This is a genomic window from Yersinia artesiana (assembly GCF_902726545.1).
In the GTDB taxonomy this organism is placed as follows: domain Bacteria; phylum Pseudomonadota; class Gammaproteobacteria; order Enterobacterales; family Enterobacteriaceae; genus Yersinia; species Yersinia artesiana.
Genome location: NZ_CACVAD010000006.1, coordinates 60,363 through 84,711 on the forward strand (window position 1 = coordinate 60,363; position 24,349 = coordinate 84,711).

Consider the following 24,349-nt stretch of genomic DNA (forward strand, 5'->3'; position numbering starts at 1 on the left):
CTCAATATTACAACACGATAAACATTGGTTAGGACCAAGCTCAAGCTATAGTGCACTGGCTACATCGTACTTCACCCTCACCGGCATAGTCTCATCGCTTCCAACTTGGTAAACTCTTACCCAATTTCTCACGCGACAGGCAGCGTTTCAGCACTGGTGCTTGTTACCCCCCGTCGCGTTCTCAGTATTGTTTTCACCGGACACCATATGGCTATCAAGAAGAACGAACTTTACTCATCCCTTTGGGCGAGCTGCGACGAGTTGCGTGGCGGAATGGATGCTTCACAGTACAAAGACTATGTGTTGACCCTACTGTTTATGAAGTACGTCTCTGACAAAGCTAAGGGCAACCCTTACGCGATGATTGAAGTGCCGGAAGGTGCAAGTTTTGACGATATGGTTGCTCTCAAGGGCAACAAAGAAATTGGCGAAAAAATTAATAAAACCATCAGATTACTGGCTGAAGCTAACGACCTTAAAGGTGTTATAGACATCGCTGACTTCAATGATGAAGACAAGCTGGGTAAAGGCAAGGAAATGATCGACCGTCTTTCCAAGCTGGTAGCAATCTTCGAAGGGTTGGATCTCTCTGCCAACCGTGTCGAGGGAGACGATCTGCTGGGTGATGCGTATGAATACCTGATGCGCCACTTTGCTACAGAGTCAGGTAAATCCAAGGGGCAGTTTTATACTCCTGCAGAGGTTTCACGCATTCTGGCGAAGGTGATTGGCATCAGCAAACAGACACCACAAGATGCTACCGTTTATGACCCTACCTGTGGTTCAGGATCACTATTGTTGAAAGCCAGTGATGAAGCAGGCCCCAAGGGACTGACCATTTATGGCCAAGAGATGGATTATGCGACCAGCGCACTGGCACGCATGAACATGATCCTGCATGACAACGCCACCGCTAAAATCTGGAAAGGTAACACCTTAGCCGATCCACATTGGAAGGATGGCAACGATAACCTTAAAACCTTCGACTTTGCTGTAGCTAACCCCCCTTTCTCCAACAAAAACTGGACCAGCGGGCTAGATGCTGCGAATGATACTTTTGACCGTTTTGTCTGGGGGACTCCACCCGAAAAGAACGGCGACTACGCTTTCTTGCTGCACATCATCAAGAGTCTCAAGAGCACAGGTAAAGGCGCAGTGATCCTGCCTCACGGCGTACTGTTCCGGGGCAATGCCGAAGCACGTATTCGTGAAAATCTACTCAAGCAGGGTTACATCAAAGGCCTCATTGGCCTGCCCGCTAACTTGTTCTACGGCACGGGTATCCCGGCATGCATTATTGTCATCGATAAAGAAGATGCCCAGCTCCGAGCTTTCAATACTAATGGCGAGAGTCAGCAAGGCATCTTTATGATCGATGCCAGTAAGGGCTTTATTAAAGACGGCAATAAAAATCGCCTACGCGCCCAAGACATCCATAAAATAGTCGATGCATTTAATCGTGAACAGGAAATCTCTCGCTTCAGTCGCATGGTACCGCTGTCAGAAATTGCAGCCAACGACTTCAACCTCAATATCCCTCGCTATATCGACAGCAGTGATCCTGAAGATCTACACGACCTTTCAGGCCATTTGGCTGGTGGCATTCCTGATCGCGATATTGATGCTCTCAGTGCTTACTGGAAAATTTTCCCGACTTTACGTCAGGATCTGTTCGAACCTGCCCGCCCAGGCTACAGCAATGCTCGAGTAGAAGCAGTTAAAGTGAAAAGTACTATTCTGGCGCACCCGGAATTTACCGCATTCAAAGCAGGAGCACTAATCCCTTTTGAAAAGTGGTTTGCAGGTTGTCAGCTTGAAGAAATTGCTCGCGGTGACTCGCCTAAACAGCTAATTGAAGAAATTGGCGAGCGACTTCTCTCCGCATATGCGTCTGAAGCCACTGCTGACACTCCGTTGCTCGAGAACTACGCTATATATCAGTTATTAATGGACTACTGGATGGATGTGATGCAGGACGATGTTTATGTCCTGAGCCAAGATGGCTGGCAAGCCGGCAAAGTACTACGTGAGCTGGTTGTGGAAAAAGGCGAAAAACTCAAAGAGACGCCGGATCTTGTAATTGGTAAGAAGAAGTATAAGGCTGAACTGTTGCCGCCAGCACTTTTAGTAGTTCGCTATTTTGCTTCTGAGCAGAAACAGATCGATCAACTTCAAATCGCATATGATGAAGCCGCCCAAGCACTTGAACGCTTCCTTGAAGAAAACAGCGGTGAAGATGGACTACTTGCCGATGCGATGAACGATAAAGAAAAGTTAACTGCTGCCAGCATTAAGGCTCGACTTAAAGTCGCCACTGATAGAGAAGAAAAGGTTGCACTGAAAGCAGCTCAGGCATTGTTCGAGGCCGAAACCCAAGCTAAAAAAGTGTATAAAGAAGCACAGGAAAAACTAGATCTTGCGGTCTTTGCTCATTATCCAAAACTAACAGAAAGCGACATAAAAACTCTTCTGATACAAAATAAATGGCGGGTCAGATTAGTTGGTAACTTAGAAACAGAAATTGATCGTGTCACACAGCGATTGGCGAACAGAGTTATTGAACTGGAAGAACGTTATAAGGCTACTTTGCCTGATATCACACAGCGCGCACTTGAACTGGAGGCCAAAGTTGCGTCTCATCTTAAGTCAATGGGGCTAGAATGGGCATGATCGTGAAAAAAAATGAAATGAACAATATAAAAGCGATCCCAACAGGTTATAAGCAAACTGAGGCTGGGATAATCCCAGAGGATTGGGATGTATTTCTTTTAGGGGATGTATTTGATTTCAAAAATGGACTTAATAAAGGGAAAGAATACTTTGGAGTTGGAACTCCCATAATAAACTATATGGATGTTTACATTTCTGGAGGCATCTACTCCAGTTTTGTTCAAGGAAAAGTATTAGTTACTCAGGAAGAGAAAAAAAATTACAGCGCTCGCAAAGGAGATGTGTTTTTTACTCGGACATCAGAAACTGTCGAAGAGATTGGATTATCTTCTGTTCTATTAGATGAAATTAAAGATGCTGTCTTTAGTGGATTCATTCTGCGTGGCCGACAGAAAACAGATGTTTTCGTTCATAGCTTTATGAAGTATTGTTTTCGAGCTGAGAGTTTACGGAGACAAATTAAAAACACTGCCTCCTACACAACTAGAGCACTGACTAATGGCTCAATGCTGTCTAAGGTTATTGCGCCTGCCCCTAATAAAAAAGAGCAAAGTGCGATCGGCAAGGTACTTTCTGATACCGATACACTGATTACTGCCCTCGAGCAGTTAATCACAAAAAAAAAGGCCATCAAAACCGCCACCATGCAACAACTGCTGAATGGTAGTACTCGCCTATCGCAATTTTCTAAATACTCAAATGGGAAGCTCAAGGGTTATAAAGTTAGTGAGCTAGGGAATATCCCTGAGGATTGGGCATTAGAGAGAATTGGGAGTTTACTATCCATTACAACAGGAGGTAAGAACACTCAAGACAAGATTGTAGATGGAAGCTATCCTTTTTTTGTCCGCTCTCAAACGGTGGAAAAAATTAACTCATACTCATTTGATTGTGAGGGTGTGCTAACTGCTGGAGATGGTGTTGGCACAGGAAAAATATTTCATTATATAAACGGCAAGTTTGACTTCCACCAAAGAGTTTATTTGATGTTCAACTTTTCCGATAAATTGGACGGCTACTTTTTTTATATCTTTTTCAGCAATAATTTCTATGATCGTATAATGTCGATGACAGCAAAATCTTCTGTGGATTCTGTGCGTCGAGAAATGATTGCTGACATGACTATGCTATTACCACCAAAAGCTGAACAAATCGCAATCGCCAACATCCTCTCAGATATGGATGCTGAACTCACAGCGCTAGAGCAAAAACTCGCCAAGTTCCGCGATATAAAACAAGGAATGATGCAACAGCTGCTGACCGGACGTATTCGTTTACCATTGGATCACCAGCCATGAAACATACCCTTGATAAGACAGTTCTGTCGGTCAAGGGTCTACTGAGCCTGACTGACGTATCAATTCCTACCTATCAACGTCCTTATAAATGGACGGTGAAAAATATCAGCGAACTGTTTGCGGACATAAACAGTCATCTCGATAAATCGGCCTACCGCTTGGGCTCAGTAGTGTTTCATCAAGCTGAGGGCGATGAAGAAAACAGACTTGATATCGTCGATGGCCAGCAACGAACACTGACATTAATACTGGCCGTATGGGCCCTTATCGAAACCCGGCTTGCTGGGCTGGAACGTCAGGATTTGCAAGAAATTCTAACCCAGCTAAGGCCCTCCGTTGAAGGTTTTATGGTACGGCAACGCTTTGCTAGCCAAGTGTCGGAATACAATCTGTACCAAAATTATCAGGAGCTAAAACGCAGGGTTAACCACCGAGAATTCAGCGAGCAGCATATTGATTTTCTTCTCAATCGCTGCCAGATGGTGGTCTTTGTGCTGACGGATCTGTCTGAAGCCTTTCAGTTCTTCGACTCACAAAATGCCCGTGGACGGGATCTGGATCCTCACGATCTGCTTAAAGCCTTCCATCTACGTGAATTCGCTAGCCATGAGGTAGAATTAAAAGCTGCATCCGTTGCCCATTGGGAAGGATTGCCCAGTGATGACCTAGCTAATCTTTTCGCATCCTATCTCTACAGGGTACGTCAGTGGTCGCAGGGGAATTCCGCTCGTTTCTTTGGTAAGGATGAAGTCGGCCTATTTAAAGGGATCAATATTGACCAGATTGGCCAGTTCCCTTATGTGGAATCTTTGCGCATGGCTCACCATTTTGTGGATGACTATAACAATCAGTACCAGCGCAAGATTGATGGCCAGAAAATGCGTTTCCCTTTCCATCTCGATCAGATGATTATCAATGGAAGACGCTTTTTCGAAATGGCAGAACACTACCAGCAACAGGTATCGGCAATTATCTCATGTGAGCATGCTACCAGCCACACCCAACAACCTTTAGCAATTCAGGGCATAGTCCTGAGTGAAATGGCAACACAGATACTAAGAACGTTAAATAGCTATCGAAATCGCTATCGAACAGGGGATCAATATATACGCACCATGTTTGACTGTGCTCTGATCTTTTATATCGACAAATTTGGCGGGCAGTCCTTATCTGTAGCGATTGAAAAAAGCTTTATCTGGGCCTACAGATGCCGAATTCGGCAGCAAGTGGTACAACTTGCAACCATGGACAAGTATGTGCTGGATAACAATCTGTTCCGGGTGATCAAAGAAGCCAGAGTACCTGGCGATGTGCTATCTATGCCATTACTCACAATTCGGGCTTCAGAAAATAATAATAACCGCCGTACCGGTAACCATGAGCAAGATGAGCTGGTGAGGCTGTTCAAGGAGATGAACTACTATGAGTGATGCAAAGGTAACATCCTTTACGGTCAGATCATTACTGGGCGATGCATCTCGTTATCTTATCCCCATGTACCAGCGTAACTATGCCTGGGGAGAGGGTGAAATCACTCAACTTGTGCAGGACATACTCGACTACCAGCAAAAAAGCCTGCTTAGCCCATTCCCTCAAACTTACTACATCGGTACGTTGGTCGTGTTCACTCGTCCTGATGGGCAGTCAGAGATAATCGACGGACAGCAGCGTTTCACTACCCTATCCCTTCTGGCGAACTGGTTAAAAAAACATGTTGGCTCCACGCTAGATATGAACTGGTACCAGGGCATTAACTTAGGGTTTGAGAGCAGACCCAAGTCTGGCGAAACTTTTGCTCGTCTCTGGCAAGGTGTGGAACTGCATAAACTACGAAGCAAGGAATTTAATGAAGGGCTGATCAATGGCTATGAACTTATTGGCAAGGTACTACGCGACTTGAAATTAGTTGATGAGTCATTAATTCATTTTTGTACCTATCTGTTCGACCATGTACAAATTGCCCGAATAGAAGTGCCTGCCGATACCGACCTCAATCATTTTTTTGAGGTGATGAACAACCGAGGCGAGCAACTTGAAAAACATGAGGTGGTGAAAGCGCGACTGATGGCTGTGCTCAACGAGATAACGGACCAGCAAGATCGGCAGAACAGCCTGAACACCCTCTCACGAGTTTGGGATGCTTGCTCCAACATGGGACGTTATGTCCAGTACGGTTTTACACCAGCCGAACGTCATCAATTATTTGGGCAGGAAAATTGGGGGCAATTTGTGCCTGCTGATTTTAATTCTCTAGCTGACATGCTTATCCCATCGGCTTCGGAGCTTGGCACAAGAGAGAACCAAACAAACCGCACACTGGCTGACATTATCAAGTCATCTTCAACCATAAGTGGTGATAGAGGTGAAGAAGATGAAGGTAGCTCAGAGCGTTTTAATAGTGTTATCAATTTCTCCAACTTCCTGCTCCATGTGTTGCGTGTCTGTAGCCAAACTGGAAAGGACAGAGTGGATGTTCCGCTTGATGACAAACAATTAATCGACCAGTTCGAACTTCGGTTATTAAAGCAGAATGACCCAGTTAAAGCGGTACAGAATTTCACCTTTGCACTTCTCAAATGCAAATATCTTTTTGATCAGTTCGTGATAAAACGAGAATTCGCTAAAGGTAGCGATGGGTGGAGCCTTAAGCGCCTGCGTTGGTATTCGGAAAAGAGCACCAGCTATACCAATACGTTTAATGAAGATGATGGTAGCTATGTAGAGATCAACCGACAGATCTTGATGCTGCTTTCCGCATTCCACGTTTCAACCCCTACTCTGGTTTACAAACACTGGTTGAATGGGGCTTTGTTCTATCTGTTTAATGCCCATTCCGCTGTAAGCCAGATCGAAGCAAGGGAGTATCTCGAATATCTGGAGCATCTTGCCTCCGCATTTGTCTTTCAGAACTTCCTGGCAGAAGAAACGCCAAAATCATATTTTGAGATTATCTACGGCAATGAGTCACATATCCAACCTGTTGTACTGCCAGATCAGATTCAGAAGAAGATGCGCTTTGGTACGATAGCAAACAACTTGGTATTCAATTACCTGGACTACTTACTCTGGTGTCGTGACAGAAATAAAGCTGAGATAGTCAAACGTTTTGAATTTACCTTCCGAAGTTCGGTAGAGCATTTCTATCCTCAGCACCCCATGGATGGCTACAGGACATTACCAGATACATCGTTGCATACCTTCGGCAACCTCAGTCTGATTAGCCACAGCAAAAATTCACGACTTAGCAACTTCCAGCCAAAACAAAAGCAAGAGCATTTCGAAGCGAGCCTTGAACGTAATGAAATCGATAGCCTGAAATTGCTCGCAATGATCGAGCTGATGAAGAAGAACAATCAGTGGGGCGAGGAGGAAATCGTCACTCACGAAGCGGAAATGCTGGCAGTGTTAACCGGTGCCGGTGGTATGGATAGCGTATTTAAGGAGGTGTTATGAATAATGTCGGCCAGCGTGAACGCATAACACAAAAACGTGTTATCCAACTATTCACCAAGCACTTAGGTTATCGCTATCTGGGAAACTGGCATAAACGCGAAGATAACCGCAACATCGAACCTGGCTTAGTCTCTGCCTGGCTAACAAAATGTGGCGTATCAGAAATGCTTATCGACCGTGTATTGCGACAACTTGATCGAGCCGCAAGTCTCGGTGAAGGCCGTATCCTCTATGATGCCAACAAGGAGGTCTATCGCCTGTTGCGCTACGGTGTGAAGGATAAGGAAGTTGCAGGCGAGCAGAACCAGACCATCTGGCTGGTGGACTGGAAAAATCCAGAAGTGAATGATTTTGCTATTGCTGAAGAAGTAACACACAAAGGCGAAAATAAGAAACGCCCGGATCTGGTTCTGTATGTTAACGGTATTGCACTTGGTGTGATTGAGCTGAAACGTTCTACAGTGTCAGTTTCAGAAGGTATACGCCAAAACCTCGATAACCAGCAAAAAGCATTTATCCGTAACTTCTTCACCACTATCCAATTGGTGATGGCCGGTAATGATTTAGAAGGGCTTCGCTATGGTGTAATCGAAACACCGGAGAAATATTATCTCCAATGGAAAGAAGCCGCTGAGTCCCCCCATTCCAACATGCTCGATCGTCATCTGGTCCAGATATGTAATAAACAGCGCCTGCTGGAATTGATCCATGACTTTATCGTCTTTGATGCTGGGGTGAAAAAAACCTGCCGCCATAACCAGTATTTTGGCGTCGCTGCAACGAAACCTTTTATTCAGCGCAATGAAGGCGGCATCATCTGGCATACCCAGGGCAGCGGTAAAAGTCTGACTATGGTTTGGCTGGCAAAATGGATCAGAGAAAATATCACCGATAGTAGAGTGCTGATCATAACCGACCGCACAGAGCTAGATGAACAAATCGAAAAAGTCTTCAACGGCGTGGAAGAGGAAATCCTTCGCACCCGAAGCGGAGCAGATTTGGTAACTCGCCTTAATCAAACCAAACCCTGGCTTATATGTTCGCTAGTACATAAATTCGGCCGTCACGAAGAGGATGACATAGAGGCCGACACTGACGATTTCATCGAACAAATGAAACGAAGTATTCCTGCCGATTTTAGCCCGAAGGGAAAATTGTTCGTATTTGTGGATGAGTGCCACCGAACCCAGTCCGGCAAATTGCATTCGGCAATGAAAAGCATACTTCCAGATGCGCAGTTTATCGGCTTCACTGGCACCCCACTGATGAAGAAAGACAAGAAGAAGTCAGTCGAAATCTTCGGGCCCTATATTCACACTTATAAATTCGACGAAGCAGTGAATGATGGGGTTGTGCTGGATTTACGCTACGAGGCTCGTGACATCGATCAACGAGTGAAATCTCAGAAAAAAGTCGACCAGTGGTTTGATGCCAAAACCTCTAAACTATCTCGCCTTGGTCAGCAGCAACTCAAACAGAAATGGGCTTCAATGCAGAAGCTGTTGTCGAGTCGCTCGCGACTGGAACAGATTGTGGCTGATATCCTTCTCGATTTTGAACAAAAACCACGACTCGCCAACGGTTGCGGTAATGCCATGTTGGTCTGTTCTAGTGTTTATCAGGCCTGCAAGTGCTATGAGATGTTCAGTGAGGCAGGTTTCGCCGGTAGATGTGCCATCGTCACTAGCTATCAACCGAATGTCAGTGAGATTAAAGGCGAGGAAAGTGGTGAAGGGCTGACTGAGAAACTAGCCAAGTACAACATCTATCGCAAAATGCTTGCGGAGTATTTTGAGCAGCCGGAGGCTGAGGCAGCCAAACGCGTGAGTGATTTTGAAAAAGAGGTCAAACAACGCTTTATCAAAGAACCTGGCCAGATGCGCCTATTGATAGTCGTTGATAAGTTATTGACTGGGTTTGATGCCCCCTCTGCTACTTACCTTTATATCGACAAAAAAATGGCTGACCATAACCTCTTCCAGGCGATCTGCCGGGTTAATCGACTGGATGGGGAGGACAAAGAATACGGTTATATTGTCGACTATAAAGATCTTTTCCGCTCACTGGAAAAAACAGTTCAGGACTACACCGCAGAAGCTTTTGATGGCTACGACAAAGAAGATGTAGCCGGATTACTGAAAGATCGTTTGCAACAGGCCAAAATTGATTTGGATGGCGCGCTTGACGCAGTTCGCACTCTTTGCGAACCAGTTCGGATGCCACGACATCAGCTAGATTATCAGCACTATTTCTGTGGTGAACCCGGTGCAGTAGCCGAAGAATTATCCGAGAAAGAAGCGTTACGACTAACACTTTATCAATCTGTGGCGAGGCTTATCCGCACTTTCACTGGTCTGGCAGGTGAACTGACAGATGCTGGCTATAGTGAGCAGCAGGCAGAGAAAATCCGCCTCGAAGTTGAGTTTTACTCGAAAGTTCGCGATGAAATCAAAATAGCAAGTGGCGATCTCGTGGATATGAAGCAGTTCGAGCCAGGTATGCGGCAGATGCTAGATCTTTGGGTGGATGCCGATCCTAGTGAAACGCTGATGGACTTTGAGCAGCTAGGGCTACTTGAGCTGATTATTGAACGCGGAGAAGATGCACTGGATGGACTTCCAGCCGACATGCGTGGCAATCAGGAGGCCATGGCTGAAGCGATTGAAAATAACGTTCGCAGAACCATTGTTGATGAAAATCCGGTCAACCCGAAATACTACGAAAAAATGTCGGTGTTGCTTGATGAACTGATCGCACTTCGTCGTCAACAGGCTATCTCCTATCAAGAGTATCTGGAGCACGTACGTGAACTAGCGAAGCAGGTTAAACATCCACAGTCAGATAGTAAAAGTACTTATCCAGCAAGCATTGATACTCTCGCCAAGAAAGCGTTGTATGACAACCTCGGGCAGGATGAAGTGTTAGTTATAAAGATAGATACTGCAGTACGCCACACTAAAAAGGCCGACTGGTATGGAGATCGTTTTAAAGAGCGTGAGATCAGCTTCGCTATCGCGGAAGAAATTAAAGGTTATGCAGTGACGGTCGCAGATGTGATGAAACTGGTGAAGACGCAGAAGGAGTATCGCTAATGCCTTTGGTTACCATTGGTGAGCTAACTCTGGATTTACAGCGTAAAAAAATTAAAAACCTGCATATCAGCGTACTGCCTCCGGATGGCCGAGTAAGGGTATCGGCCCCCGTCTCACTGTCAGACACCGCTATTAGGATGGCTGTAGTAAGAAGGCTGGTATGGATCCGACAGCAGCAAGCACAATTTCAGGCTCAGCCCCGCCAAAGTGAACGAGAGATGTGCAGTGGCGAGACCCACTACCTCTGGGGAAAGGGATATCGGCTGGATGTAGTTTTGGTAGATAAGTCCGCTGAGGTGAAACTTCAGGGCGGTTGGATACGCATGAAGGTACCTCCACATTACGACACAGCCCAACGGGAAGCCGTTCTCAACCAATGGTATCGTAGCATTTTGAAACAAAGACTGCCTAAGTTAATGGCAAAATGGCAGCCCGAGATGAAGGTTGAAGCGAGCTTTGTTGGTATCAAGCGAATGAAGACTAAGTGGGGTAGCTGCAACCCTCAGTCTGCGCGTGTCTGGATCAATCTCGAACTGGTTAAAAAGCCTCCTGAATGCCTTGAATTCATTGTGGTCCACGAACTCGTTCATCTTCATGAACGTAAGCACAATGAGCGTTTTATCGGCCTGATGAACATGTACCTACCGAACTGGCGAGAACACAGAGCAAAGTTGAATAAGATGCCCTTGGCTTATAATCATTGGGGGTATTGAAGTTTAATCAGAAAGTGGTTGATACTATTGCATCAACCATTTCCATCAATTATCAATAAAATATTTCATTTCATTTTCTAATTCATGCAATGTTGATAGTAGTTCTTCACGTTGTTGACGTAAGCTCTTAAGATCGACAGGAGCAAACTCTTCATGCTTCTTAACATATCGAGATATGTTTAAGTTATAATCGTTTTGACGAATTTCATCTAGATAAGCCACATGCGAAAAGCTATCAACACTCATCCTTTCAAAGTAGCATTTTGATATTTTCCCAATAATTTCGCTTGTAATTAAATTACGCCCTTTTACAGGTTTAGCCAAATCAGATGCGTCAATAAATATGACATTGGAGTTCTTTCTATCTTTCCTAAAGATCAAAATGACAGTTGGTATCCCTGTCCCAGGAAGAAGTCTATCTGGTAGACCGATTACCGCATCCAATAACCCTTCATCAACTAAATTTTTCCTTATGATCTCTTCTTGACCTCCACGGAATAATACTCCGTGAGAAACTAGTATGGCCATTCTCCCAGTTGCACTCTTAAGTGTTGAAACCATGTGCAAAATAAATGCATAATCACCCTTATTCTGAGGTGGGAAACCTAAATTAAAACGACCATAACTATCACGTACTAAATCATCATAATTCCAACCGCTAATATTTAACGGAGGGTTAGAAGCAACCACATCAAACTTCATCAACCTATTATCGGAATCTAGAAAATGTGGATTAGATATAATATCACCCCATTCTACTCTGCTATTCATCTCGTTATGCAGAAGCATATTAATTTTAGCCAAGATCCAACTAGATCTATTAAACTCCTGGCCGAACAATATATAATCATTGCTTCCATAGGAGTTTTCTATTTTTTCTCCTAAGGTAATTAAAAGAGAACCTGAACCGCAAATGGGGTCACAAATTTTATCTCCTAGTTTAGGCTGTAGTAATTCTGCAATTAACCATGAAACACCTTCTGGAGTATAAAACTCTGAATTTCGGCCATTAGAATCAGATGAAAATTTTTCAAAAAGATAACTACAAGCAACTTTTATCTTGTTAAAACCATCTTACCTATAACTAAAATCCATTTCAGGACGCGCAAAAATAGTGAGTAAATCATTAAGCATCCTATCTCTTTCTGATCTTTCACCAAAATTAACTGACGCGAACTGCATAGACTCGAATAAATAACTACCTCTACTTTTACAGACCGAGTCAATAGCCTGATCAATTAGTCTCAACGAGTCATCAATTCTCTCACCGATATATCCACCATGTTTATTAGCCTCATGATATATATGATAAAAATCAGAACCTTCTGGAACTCGAGAGACAATTCCCAGCAACTCAGAATAGCTTCCAGGAATAGAATTTTCCGCGAAGCTATTCTTCATATCAGAAATATATTTAAGCAATAAAATTGAAAATATATAATCTTGATAAGCAGATAAGTCAACTTTCTTTCTTAACAAATCACAAGCCTGCCAAAGTGATTTACGGAGTGCCATCATTTCACTCATTTTCTAACCCCTCGTTATTAATGATACTTTCACATATACCATCAAAGAGCACATCGCCATTCTGTATTAGTAAATTATAAATGATTTTTTGTTTAATCCAATTTCTATTAATAAAACCAATCTTATCTTGCTCTTTCAAAGCTGGGAGTTTAACAGTCATTTTAGAAATTGTTTTTGAACTAATTTTACTAATACTAGTACCTTCACTCAAACTACGAATATATTTACTTCCAGAAGTAGAGTTTATATACCAATGTAAATAATGTGGTAGTATTATATTTTCATTACATCTAATCACTGCTAACTGATTGGACGTAATAATTGGCTTATCTGGATTCCCTTCGATAATTCCAGCTGAAAACACAGGCCCCCGCAGACGTAATAAAATATCATTAGGGAAAAGATAATGTTTCTCGGGATTACCTTCTGGGATAACAGAGGTTAAACCACCAAGATCTAGAATGCCATCAAGTCCAATATCTTTCGTCTGAATAAGATAACAAGAGCCTTGCTCACCAGCATCTTGTATCGCCGATTTAAAGGGCATCCCTAAGCGGATCTCTGCAACACTCTCTAATGTAACAATTTTATGCATAATTAAGTTAGGGAGATTACTCTCCCTTTTCTCCAGTAGTTTTAAGCACAATTGAGTGTTTCCAATTCACATCCCCCATACGTACGTCGAAATCCATCCGCAATGAAGAAATGGATAACGCGTGTATCAGCATGACGATACACACCACGCCTCCCCTCTTACTCATTGACTTTTTACGCAGGGGTTGATATTTTTTCTCATTCATTTTCTTAGAGCCTCTCATAGCGGTTTTGAGCAGAATGTTAAGAGTAAATAGCAGCGGGAACTGTTATTTACTCACTCTCTCACTTTGTAGTAGCCATCTACTACAAAGTGAAAAGACTACAGCAGCCTATACGCTTACAAAGCAATAGTAGGGCCGTACTATTTTTATGTAATGATTGAACATAGTGCTCCACCGAACTGCTAACCTTATGAGAGGTATCACTTTTTAACGAAAAACAAAGCTACCTTGATTATTTATTTTTTCTTTCCAAAATCAAACGAGCTAACCCCTTTCACCCGATTAGCATCCAGATAATCCGCCCACCACTGCAGCATTAGCCTGCGCTCCCCTAGGTGCTCGGCCTTATGAATGTAAGCCGCCCGCACAGAGTTACGTTCCTGGTGACTCATCTGCCGCTCTACCGCATCTCTTGACCACAACCCCGACTCAATTAATGAACTACATGCCATTGTTCTGAAACCATGACCACACACTTCAACCTTCGTATCGTAGCCCATGACTCGTAGTGATTTATTAACTGTGTTTTCACTCATCGGCTTACGCGGATCGTGATCACCAACGAAGATCAACTCACGGTTTCCACTCATGCTTTTGATCTTTTCCAAAATGGTGAGAGCTTGACGCGACAAGGGAACAAGATGAGGCGTACGCATCTTTGAACCACGCTGAGAATGTTTAACGCCTTCCAGTGGTTCACGCTCTCCCGGAATCGTCCACATAGCGGTTTCAAAATCCACTTCTGACCAGCGCGCAAAACGCAGTTCGCTTGAACGAATGAAAACTAACAGCGTGAGTTCCACAGCCAGCCGAGTTAATGGTCTTCCAGTATATGTATCAATACGATGAAGCAATTCAGGAATACGACTGAGATCTAGCGCAGCGCGATGCTGCCGTTTAGCAGTAGCTATCGCTCCAGCAATATCTTGTGCGGGGTTGTAATCGATTAAACCGTTCTGTACCGCAAAGCGCATTATTGCCGTTGTTCGCTGTTGAAGACGCGCAGCTACTTCAAGACGTCCTGACTTCTCCACAGCTTTAATTGGAACCAGTAAATCGCGAGTACCAATATCTACTATATTTCGCTTCCCTACTGCGGCAAATAAATTGTCTTCCAGACTTTTCAACACTCTAGCACTGTGCGATGGAGACCACTTCTGATTGCTGGCGTGCCAGTCTCTAGCTACCACTTCAAAAGTTATCGCTTCTTGTTCCTGCTCTACCTGAACGGCTTTCTTGTTCTCACTAGGATCTACACCGTTAGCTAGATGCTTACGGGCTTCGTCGCGCCGTGCCCGGGCATCCGCCAACGACACTTCAGGGTATTTCCCCAGCGCCAGCATCTTCTCTTTACCACCGAAGCGATAACGTAGCCGCCAGTATTTGGATCCGTTAGGGTGAACCAGCAAAACCATGCCGTCACCATCGGTAAGCTTATAGGCTTTTTCTTCAGGCTTGGCCGTACGAACCTTCACATCACTCAGAGCCATGTTGAGTATCCTTTCAAGGGTTCTGCGTGGGTACAAACATTATCGAACCGGGATATACCCGCAATTGTACCCACATCAGTAAGTTGATGTAGATTGAATCAGGTTGACTTATGTTGAGTGAAAAAGCGAGAAGAGCCTTGCGGGGACTGGATTTTAGGCATAAAAAAAGACCTCAGTTGAGGTCTATTTACATACTGTTGGTGCCGAAGGCCGGAATCGAACCGGCATGCCTCGCGGCGGTTGATTTTGAATCAACTGCGTCTACCGATTTCGCCACTTCGGCACTGAAGTAGTATGCGGAGAACGAGGTGAATTATACCTACCCGAACTCCGCATGCAACTGTTATCCCACCAAGTTTAGTCTAAGTGTTGAAAAAACCGCCATCAACGCCGTTTTAGCAGCAAATAAACACTGATTAGGAGGAAAAGTATACTTGGTAACAGCGCGCCGATGACCGGTGGGATGTTGTAAACCAAGCTAAGCGGGCCAAAAATCTGATCCAACACGTAGAAAACAAAACCAAAGAAGATACCGGTAACTACCCGAACCCCCATTGGTACACTGCGTAATGGGCCAAAAATGAATGACAACGCCATTAACATCATTACGGCAACTGAGAATGGTGCAAATATCTTACCCCACATATTCAGTTCATACCGGCTCGACTCCTGCCCACTCTGCCGCAGGTATTTGCTGTAGTCGTGCAACCCGCTAATAGAGAGCGAATCTGGGTTCATGGCAACCACCCCCAACTTCTCTGGTGTTAAGTTGGTCTTCCATTCACCGGTTAGTGTCTGCGAGCCAGTCACCTTATTTGGATTGCTTAAATCAGACTCATCAACCTGCGATAAACGCCACAGGTTGTCTTCAAAAGTTGCGGTGGCAGCATAACGAACCGAGAGTAAGCGATCTTGTTGATCAAAATGATAAATATTCACCCCGGTCAGTTCTTTATCACCCGAAACACGCTGGATATAAATAAAGTCAGAGCCGTCTTTTGCCCATAACCCAGATTGCGTTGATAACAATGAACCGCCATACATTTGCTGCGCACGGAAGTTACGCGCCATCTGCTCGCCTTGCGGCGCAACCCACTCACCGATGGCCATGGTCAGCAACACCAGCGGAATAGCTGTCTTCATCACCGAGGCGGCAATTTGCATGCGGGTAAAGCCCGAAGCCTGCATCACCACCAGCTCACTACGGGTAGCCAATGTACCCAACCCCAGCAATGCACCTAACAGTGCTGCCATCGGGAAGAAGATCTCGATATCTTTCGGGATACTGAGCAAGGTGTACATGCCAGCGGATACCGCAGAGTAATCGCCCTGCCCGACTTTACGTAACTGATCGACAAACTTGATAATGCCGGACAACGATACCAGCATGAATAACGTCATCAGGATAGTATTGAGGATAGTCCGTCCGATATAACGGTCTAATACACCAAACATCAGGCTGCACCTCTCAATCGAGCACGTAACTTACGAGCCGGCAGGCCATCCCACAGGTTCAATATCACCGCAAGAGCCAGATAAGCGCCATTTACTGTCCACATCCAGATCAAGGGGTCTAACTTGCCGCTACTGGCGTTAGAACGCAGAGAGCTTTGTAACAGGAAGAAGATTAAATACAGTAACATAGCAGGCAACATACTCAATACGCGGCCCTGACGTGGGTTGATCACACTGAGTGGCACCACCAGCAACGCCATGATGATAACCGACACAATCAGCGTTAGACGCCAATGAAACTCGGCGCGGGCATCAGGCTCGTTTGAGTGCCACAATTGTTTCATGGTCATCTGCTCTGCCACATTATTGTTTTGCTGTACTTCCTGATGACCAATAATGGCCTGATAATCGACAAAATCAGTAATACGGAAATCGCGCAATAAGGCCGTGCCTTCGTAGCGGGTACCTTTATTTAAGATAACCACTTGTGAACCATCAGGCCGTTCGGTCATGTGACCGCTGTCAGCAACAACAACAGAAGGACGCTGATTACCGTTTGGCCGCAATTGTGCCAGAAATACACGGTTAAACTCTTTGCCCGTCACATTACCGATAAATAAGGCTGAATTACCATCGGTTGAAGATTTAAACTGCCCGCCGGCCAAGGCAGCCAGACTCGGGTTGGCTCTGGCGTCATTCAGCACTTCATCTTGATGTTTAGAAGACCAGGGGCCAAGCCAAATAGTGTTGACTGCCGCCAGCGCAGAAGTGACCAACGCCAGGATCAATGCAGCCATAATCAAGGATTTCTTGCCCATGCCGCAGGCATGCATCACGGTGATTTCACTCTCCGTGTACAATTTACCTAGCGTCATCAATAAGCCAAGGAATAAGCTTAACGGCAAGATAAGTTGTGCCATTTCCGGCACACCGAGCCCTAAAAGGGATAAAACCAGGTTTGTCGGGATTTCACCATCGACCGCAGCGCCTAATATCCGTACTAACTTCTGACTAAAGAAGATTAATAGCAGGATGAACAGAATCGCAATTTGGCTCTTAAGTGTTTCCCGTACCAGATATCTAATGATGATCACGCTAATACGCCTGTGAAAACTTGTCTTTTTGCAGGAAAATCGATAGTTTCATCGTTAATCCGCCATTTATTCTCATCATATGGCAACCTTCACAGCTAAAATAGTATTACAGCATCTAGCGTTTAGGTGTCCTATAGGAACATGCTTATAGTCGCCAAAACAAAACAACTTATGCCGTTAAGGTTAACACACGTCGTTAACACAACGGAGAGAGATCGTTGCGGAGCGCTACATTCTAGCGGTAGCTCCCGCCTTTGTCTTTAAGATTCAGGAGAGTGCATGGAGTTCAGTGTAAAGAGCGGCAGCCCGGAAAAACAGCGCAGTGCCTGTATTGTAGTCGGCGTTTTCGAACCTCGTCGTCTATCTCCCATTGCCGAACAACTCGACAAAATTAGTGATGGCTACATCAGCGCTTTATTGCGCCGTGGTGAACTTGAAGGCAAAGTCGGGCAGACGCTGTTACTGCACCATGTGCCGAATATTCTCTCCGAGCGCATCTTGTTAATTGGCTGTGGCAAAGAGCGTGAGCTTGATGAGCGCCAGTACAAGCAAGTGATCCAGAAGACCATCAATACCCTTAATGACACCGGATCAATGGAAGCCGTTTGTTTCCTGACCGAGCTACATGTTAAAGGCCGCAATACTTACTGGAAAGTGCGCCAGGCAGTAGAAACAGCGAAAGAGACGCTTTATACCTTCGATCAGCTTAAAAGTAATAAAACCGAGCCGCGTCGCCCATTACGCAAGATGGTATTCAATGTACCAACTCGCCGCGAACTGACCAGCGGTGAGCGCGCCATTCAGCACGGTCTGGCGGTAGCATCCGGCATTAAAGCGGCGAAAGACTTGGGCAATATGCCGCCAAATATTTGTAATGCCGCCTATCTGGCTTCGCAAGCACGCCAGTTAGCCGATGCATTCAGCACCAATATCATCACTCGCGTGATTGGTGAGCAGCAAATGAAAGAGTTGGGCATGCACTCCTATCTTGCTGTAGGCCATGGTTCGCAGAATGAATCATTGATGTCGGTGATAGAATATAAGGGTAATCCAAACCCGGACGCTAAGCCAATTGTGCTGGTGGGCAAAGGCTTGACCTTCGATTCTGGCGGTATTTCCATCAAACCTGCCGAAGGCATGGATGAGATGAAATACGACATGTGTGGCGCTGCAACTGTCTATGGCGTCATGCGTGTAGTGGCCGAACTGCAATTGCCATTGAATGTGATTGGTGTATTGGCGGGCTGTGAAAATATGCCAGGTGGTCGTGCTTATCGCCCAGGCGATATCCTCACCACCATGTCTGGTCAGACAGTTGAAGTGCTCAATACCGATGCCGAAGGCCGTCTGGTGCTGTGCGATGCATTGACCTATGTTGAGCGTTTCGAGCCAGAAGTGGTGATTGATATCGCGACCCTGACAGGGGCCTGTGTTGTGGCATTAGGCCATCACATCACCGGTTTGATGTCGAATCACAATCCATTGGCTCACGAGCTTATCGGGGCATCCGAACAAGCGGGTGACCGTGCATGGCGCTTGCCACTGGGTGATGAGTTCTATGAGCAACTGGATTCCAATTTTGCCGACATGGCAAATATTGGTGGTCGTGCGGGCGGTGCGATTACCGCCGGTTGCTTCCTGTCACGTTTTACTCGCAAATACAGCTGGGCGCATTTGGATATCGCGGGTACGGCATGGCGTTCAGGTAAGAACAAAGGCGCCACTGGCCGTCCAGTCGCGTTGTTATCCCAGTTCCTGCTTAACCGCGCAGGGTTAAACGGCGACGATTAATCGTTTTGATGTATTCCATTTGATATACACCCAAAGTAATTGAAGTTGCAGGTAGGCAGCCAGCGAACTCATCCCGATGAGCTTACGCCAGTAAGTGATTCGGGTGAGTGAACGCAGTGAACACCCCTGCAGCTTCAAGTACGAAGGGTGAGAGAATTTATGAAAAACGCCACTTTTTATCTGCTCGAACACGACACGCCCGCTGGTGAGCTGCGTGCTCATGAGGCGTTGGCCTGCGAAATTGCGGCTGAGCGTTGGCGGGCAGGCAAACGGGTACTGATCGCCTGTGAAAGTCAGGAGCAGGCCCAGCGGCTGGATGAAGCGCTATGGCAACGGGCACCTGAGCAATTTGTTCCCCATAATTTGGCGGGTGAAGGGCCAAAGTATGGCGCACCAGTCGAACTGGCATGGCCGGAACGACGTGGAAATTCCCCCCGCGACCTGCTTATCAGCCTGCTACCAGAGTTCGCAGGTTTTGCCACCGCTTTCCATGAAGTGGTAGACTTCGTTCCTTACGAAGAAAATTTGAAACAGTTGGCGCGCGACCGATATAAGTCTTATCGCAGCGTCGGCTTCCACTTGACCACGGCAACGCCGCCAACTAATTGAACTAAAAAAGAAAATGGAAAACACACCTTCTAATATCGACAAAACTGAGCCGTCCCTCGATAAAACATACAGCCCGCAGGAAATCGAACAGCCGCTGTATGAACACTGGGAAAAACAGGGTTATTTCAAGCCGAACGGCGATACCAGTAAAGAAAGCTACTGCATCATGATCCCGCCGCCGAACGTCACCGGCAGCCTGCACATGGGCCATGCGTTCCAACAAACCATCATGGATACCTTGATTCGTTATCAACGTATGCAGGGCAAAAATACCTTGTGGCAAGCCGGGACTGACCATGCCGGTATCGCGACCCAAATGGTGGTCGAGCGCAAGATCGCCGCAGAAGAAGGCAAAACTCGCCACGATTACGGCCGTGACGCATTTATCGATAAAATCTGGCAATGGAAAGGCGAATCTGGCGGCACCATTACTCGCCAAATGCGCCGTCTGGGTAACTCCGTGGATTGGGAACGTGAGCGTTTCACCATGGACGATGGCCTGTCCAATGCGGTTAAAGAAGTGTTTGTACGTCTGCACAAAGAAGACTTAATTTACCGTGGCAAGCGCCTGGTGAACTGGGATCCAAAACTGCGCACTGCTATCTCTGATCTGGAAGTCGAAAACCGCGAATCGAAAGGCTCCATGTGGCATCTGCGTTATCCGCTGGCCGATGGTGCTAAAACTGCGGATGGCAAAGACTATCTGGTAGTCGCCACCACGCGTCCGGAAACTGTATTGGGTGATACCGGCGTGGCAGTCAACCCGGAAGATCCGCGTTATAAAGATCTGATCGGCAAAGAAGTGATCCTGCCGCTGGTTGGTCGCCGTATTCCGATCCTCGGTGACGAGCATGCCGACATGGAAAAAGGCACCGGTTGTGTGAAAATCACGCCAGCGCACGATTTTAATGACTATGAAGTTGGTAAACGCCACGCCCTGCCGATGATCAACATTCTGACTTTCGACGGTGATATCCGTGCCGAAGCGGAAGTATTTGATACCAATGGCGAAGCGACTGATGCGTGCAGCGGTGCCATTCCAGAACAGTTCCAAGGTTTGGAGCGTTTTGCTGCCCGTAAAGCTGTAGTGGCTGAATTCGATAAACTTGGCCTGCTGGAAGAAGTCAAAGCCCACGACCTGACTGTGCCTTATGGCGACCGTGGCGGCGTGGTTATTGAGCCGATGTTAACCGACCAATGGTATGTTCGCACCGCTCCGCTGGCTAAAGTGGCAATCGAAGCTGTCGAAAACGGCGAGATCCAATTCGTACCGAAGCAGTACGAAAATATGTATTACTCGTGGATGCGCGATATCCAAGACTGGTGTATCTCCCGTCAGTTGTGGTGGGGCCACCGCATTCCAGCCTGGTATGACGAGCAAGGTAAAGTGTATGTGGGCCGTGATGAGGCTGAAGTACGCCGTGAAAACAACCTGGGCGCTGATGTTGTATTGCGCCAGGATGAAGACGTGCTGGATACCTGGTTCTCCTCTGGCCTGTGGACTTTCTCCACTCTGGGCTGGCCTGAGCAAACCGAAGCACTGAAAACCTTCCACCCGACCAGTGTTGTGGTCAGTGGCTTTGATATTATTTTCTTCTGGATTGCCCGCATGATCATGCTGACCATGCACTTTATGAAAGATGAAAATGGTAAGCCGCAAGTGCCATTTAAAACCGTCTACATGACCGGTCTTATCCGTGATGACGAAGGGCAGAAAATGTCCAAGTCGAAAGGTAACGTCATTGACCCACTGGATATGGTTGATGGTATCTCGCTGGAAGAATTGCTGGAAAAACGTACTGGCAACATGATGCAGCCGCAGCTGGCGGAGAAAATCCGCAAGCGTACCGAGAAGCAGTTCCCGAACGGTATTGAGCCGCACGGCACAGATGCTCTGCGCTTTACGTTGGCAGCTCTGGCCTCTACCGGCCGTGATATCAACTGGGACATGAAGCGCCTGGAAGGATATCGCAACTTCTGTAATAAGCTGTGGAACGCCAGCCGTTTCGTGCTGATGAACACCGAAGGGCAAGATTGCGGGCAGAATGGCGGCGAAATGGTGCTGTCACTGGCTGACCGCTGGATTCTGGCTGAATTCAATCAGACTATCAAAGCCTACCGCGAAGCGATGGACACTTACCGCTTCGATTTGGCCGCTAATATTCTGTATGAGTTTACCTGGAACCAGTTCTGTGACTGGTATCTGGAACTGGCCAAGCCGGTGATGAACAGCGGTTCTGAAGCGGAACTGCGTGGGACGCGTCATACGCTGATTGAAGTTCTGGAAGCCCTGCTGCGTCTGGCACACCCTATCATTCCTTACATCACAGAAACCATCTGGCAGCGAGTCAAAACCCTGAAAGGTATTACTGCGGACACCATTATGTTGCAGCCTTTCCCGGAATATGATGCCAGTCAGGTTGATGAGAAAGCACTGAGTGATCTGGAATGGATCAAGCAAACCATTATTGCGGTGCGTAATATCCGTGCAGAAATGAACATCGCACCGGGTAAACCACTGGAAGTGATGCTGCGTGGAGCCAATGCTGAAGCTCAGCGCCGCGTACTGGAAAACCAGAGTTTCATCCAGTCACTGGCGCGGTTGTCCTCTCTCACCCTGTTACCTGAAGGTGATAAAGGCCCGGTATCTGTGACTAAATTGGTCGAAGGTGCGGAAGTGCTGATCCCGATGGCTGGCCTGATTGATAAAGCCACCGAACTGGAAAGGCTGGCAAAAGAAGTGGCCAAGCTGGAAGCTGAAATTGAGCGTATCGAAGGCAAGTTGAGTAATGAAGGTTTTGTGGCGCGCGCGCCAGAAGCCGTGGTTGCCAAAGAGCGCGAAAGAATGGCAACCTGTGCTGAAGCCAAGCAGAAGTTAATTGAGCAACAGGCGACTATCGCCGCACTGTAATTAACCTGAGATTCAGCAGCAAAATAGAAACAGCGGGCTATTTAGGTAGCCGCTGTTTTTTTATCATTGCAGCCTGACATCATTCAGTGGTATTACAGATTATTACTAAGTTATTACCTTTAGGTTTAAAGAGTATGACCACAGCCACACCTATCCGCCTGCTGGTACGCCCCATCACCGTAGCAGACAACCTCGCTATCGCTAATGTCATTCGGGAAGTTTCGGCTGAGTTCGGCCTGACTGCCGATAAAGGCTATACCGTGTCTGATCCCAATTTGGATCACTTATATGAGCTGTACAGCCAGCCACGTAGCGCTTACTGGGTGATTGAAGTCGACGGAAATATTGCAGGCGGCGGCGGCGTGGCACCTTTGTCGGGTGGTGAAGCCTCTCTGTGTGAATTGCAGAAAATGTATTTCCTGCCGATATTGCGCGGTAAAGGGTTGGCTAAGCAGTTGGCGTTACAAGCGCTGGAGTTTGCCCGTCAACAGGGCTTCAACCGCTGTTATCTGGAAACCACGGCCAGTTTGACCAGTGCCGTAGGTTTATATGAAAGATTAGGTTTTGAGCATATCAATGGCCCGATGGGAAATACCGGTCATGTGGATTGCGAAGTGACTATGCTGAAAACATTATGATTATTCAGAGTGCATTGCATCCTGAGGTTATTGACAGCACTTTTATAGTACTGTGAGTGAAGGGTTGACCGCACCTCGGGGCACTCTGGTCGCTGACGCGACTACGACCCCAACGGCACGTTTCCCTTCATCTGACTTTGTCTGCAGTCTGAGGGCGCATCAAGCGCCCTGATAGTATTAGCGAACAATCTACAGCTTCAAGTATGAAGGGGATATTAGTGGCGCTTACCGTCGTCGTCTTCATCGATCAACTCTTCGTCGTCGAACTCGCCGTCTTCATCATCTTCTGCGTTAGGATCTTCATAGTAAGTGCCCCAACCGTCATAATTCACGCCACATTTTTCAGCCAGTGCAATCAGCTGTTCAACCTGCGCATCAATAATTTCAGCATTCAGCGCAACTTCGCTGATCACATCGCAGCACATCACCACTGAGCCATCTTCGACTTCCAGCTCTTCAGCATCTGTCACTTCATAACCCAGCTTGAATGCTTCAACGGCAGCCTTTTCCAGCACTTCGAATTTCTCGGCGGAAAGGTGGTGTTCAATGGTGTAGAGCGCATCCGGATCGCTGCCATCATCCAGAAGTTCTTCGATGATCAGGCGGGTCTCGTCACGTTGTTCGTCCAGCATTTCGCGGTTTGCCATGCCTTTATCCTCAGTCAATGGGCTTAGTATGACGCTATTTTCCCACACCCACGCTGTTGCCTCCACTACAAACGAGAAAGATTTATTGATTGGGGTTGTAATTGAATATTTATACGTATAAATTGAATTTAAATTCAATTGGA

18 protein-coding genes and 1 tRNA gene are annotated in these 24,349 nt (G+C 46.3%); 10 read left to right on the top strand and 9 right to left on the bottom strand.

The genetic code is table 11. The annotated features are described in order from the left end of the window. Positions 1-207: 207 nt before the first annotated feature. Genes HU019_RS03160 through HU019_RS03185 form a run of 6 tightly spaced genes read left to right on the top strand, consistent with a single transcriptional unit; the run spans position 208 to position 11,226 of the window. Complete coding sequence (locus HU019_RS03160; RefSeq protein ID WP_174849313.1) at positions 208-2,670, top strand: type I restriction-modification system subunit M; 2,463 nt, start codon at positions 208-210, stop codon at positions 2,668-2,670. Then, complete coding sequence (locus HU019_RS03165; RefSeq protein ID WP_174849314.1) at positions 2,661-3,968, top strand: restriction endonuclease subunit S; 1,308 nt, start codon at positions 2,661-2,663, stop codon at positions 3,966-3,968. The genes HU019_RS03160 and HU019_RS03165 overlap by 10 nt, the downstream gene beginning before the upstream one ends. After that, positions 3,965-5,398, top strand: a complete 1,434-nt coding sequence (locus HU019_RS03170; RefSeq protein WP_174849315.1) for a DUF262 domain-containing protein — start codon at positions 3,965-3,967, stop codon at positions 5,396-5,398. Before HU019_RS03165 ends, HU019_RS03170 begins: the two co-directional genes overlap by 4 nt. Further along, the gene (locus HU019_RS03175) at positions 5,391-7,421 is read left to right on the top strand and encodes a DUF262 domain-containing protein (RefSeq protein WP_174849316.1); all 2,031 of its coding nucleotides are present in this window, start codon (positions 5,391-5,393) and stop codon (positions 7,419-7,421) included. Before HU019_RS03170 ends, HU019_RS03175 begins: the two co-directional genes overlap by 8 nt. Beyond that, positions 7,418-10,513 carry a type I restriction endonuclease subunit R gene (locus tag HU019_RS03180; RefSeq protein WP_174849317.1) on the top strand — a complete coding sequence of 1,032 codons (3,096 nt, stop codon included), beginning with the start codon at positions 7,418-7,420 and terminating at the stop codon, positions 10,511-10,513. The genes HU019_RS03175 and HU019_RS03180 overlap by 4 nt, the downstream gene beginning before the upstream one ends. Then, positions 10,513-11,226 (top strand): M48 family metallopeptidase, encoded by a 714-nt coding sequence (locus HU019_RS03185; RefSeq protein WP_174849318.1) that lies wholly within the window; start codon positions 10,513-10,515, stop codon positions 11,224-11,226. The genes HU019_RS03180 and HU019_RS03185 overlap by 1 nt, the downstream gene beginning before the upstream one ends. Positions 11,227-11,271: 45 nt before the next feature. On the opposite strand, the gene HU019_RS03190 is transcribed toward HU019_RS03185, so the two are convergent. The 8 genes from HU019_RS03190 to lptF all read right to left on the bottom strand — a co-directional run bounded on the left by HU019_RS03190 (position 11,272) and on the right by lptF (position 17,610). Then, positions 11,272-12,285: an N-6 DNA methylase gene (locus HU019_RS03190; RefSeq protein WP_227739337.1), complete on the bottom strand. Its 1,014-nt coding sequence runs from the start codon at positions 12,283-12,285 to the stop codon at positions 11,272-11,274. 15 nt (positions 12,286-12,300) lie between these two features. Beyond that, entirely contained in the window at positions 12,301-12,753 is a 453-nt protein-coding gene (locus HU019_RS20230) for a type I restriction-modification system subunit M N-terminal domain-containing protein (protein WP_227739331.1), read from the bottom strand. Then, positions 12,746-13,348, bottom strand: a complete 603-nt coding sequence (locus HU019_RS03195) for a restriction endonuclease subunit S (RefSeq protein WP_174849319.1) — start codon at positions 13,346-13,348, stop codon at positions 12,746-12,748. The genes HU019_RS20230 and HU019_RS03195 overlap by 8 nt, the downstream gene beginning before the upstream one ends. Before the next feature lie 16 nt (positions 13,349-13,364). Next, positions 13,365-13,553 (bottom strand): hypothetical protein, encoded by a 189-nt coding sequence (locus tag HU019_RS03200; RefSeq protein WP_174849320.1) that lies wholly within the window; start codon positions 13,551-13,553, stop codon positions 13,365-13,367. 254 nt (positions 13,554-13,807) lie between these two features. Next, positions 13,808-15,061 (bottom strand): tyrosine-type recombinase/integrase, encoded by a 1,254-nt coding sequence (locus HU019_RS03205; protein ID WP_174849321.1) that lies wholly within the window; start codon positions 15,059-15,061, stop codon positions 13,808-13,810. Positions 15,062-15,259: 198 nt separating this feature from the next. After that, a tRNA-Leu gene (locus HU019_RS03210) sits at positions 15,260-15,344 on the bottom strand. Positions 15,345-15,445: 101 nt separating this feature from the next. Further along, a complete protein-coding gene (gene lptG, locus HU019_RS03215; protein ID WP_174849322.1) occupies positions 15,446-16,516 on the bottom strand; it encodes an LPS export ABC transporter permease LptG in 1,071 nt (356 codons plus the stop codon). Next, the gene (gene lptF / locus HU019_RS03220) at positions 16,516-17,610 is read right to left on the bottom strand and encodes an LPS export ABC transporter permease LptF (RefSeq protein WP_174849323.1); all 1,095 of its coding nucleotides are present in this window, start codon (positions 17,608-17,610) and stop codon (positions 16,516-16,518) included. Before lptF ends, lptG begins: the two co-directional genes overlap by 1 nt. Before the next feature lie 279 nt (positions 17,611-17,889). Between lptF and pepA the strand changes: the two genes are divergently transcribed. From pepA to HU019_RS03240, 4 genes are all read left to right on the top strand, one after another. Continuing rightward, complete coding sequence (gene pepA / locus HU019_RS03225) at positions 17,890-19,401, top strand: leucyl aminopeptidase (RefSeq protein WP_005175279.1); 1,512 nt, start codon at positions 17,890-17,892, stop codon at positions 19,399-19,401. A gap of 159 nt (positions 19,402-19,560) precedes the next feature. Further along, complete coding sequence (locus tag HU019_RS03230; RefSeq protein ID WP_002209309.1) at positions 19,561-20,010, top strand: DNA polymerase III subunit chi; 450 nt, start codon at positions 19,561-19,563, stop codon at positions 20,008-20,010. A 13-nt stretch (positions 20,011-20,023) separates the two neighbouring features. Further along, the gene (locus HU019_RS03235; protein ID WP_174849324.1) at positions 20,024-22,921 is read left to right on the top strand and encodes a valine--tRNA ligase; all 2,898 of its coding nucleotides are present in this window, start codon (positions 20,024-20,026) and stop codon (positions 22,919-22,921) included. Between the two features lie 134 nt (positions 22,922-23,055). Further along, the gene (locus tag HU019_RS03240; protein WP_019080645.1) at positions 23,056-23,559 is read left to right on the top strand and encodes a GNAT family N-acetyltransferase; all 504 of its coding nucleotides are present in this window, start codon (positions 23,056-23,058) and stop codon (positions 23,557-23,559) included. A 215-nt stretch (positions 23,560-23,774) separates the two neighbouring features. Here the strand turns inward: HU019_RS03240 and rraB are convergent, their stop codons facing one another. Next, a complete protein-coding gene (gene rraB / locus HU019_RS03245) occupies positions 23,775-24,206 on the bottom strand; it encodes a ribonuclease E inhibitor RraB (RefSeq protein WP_075338623.1) in 432 nt (143 codons plus the stop codon). Between the last annotated feature and the right edge of the window lie 143 nt (positions 24,207-24,349).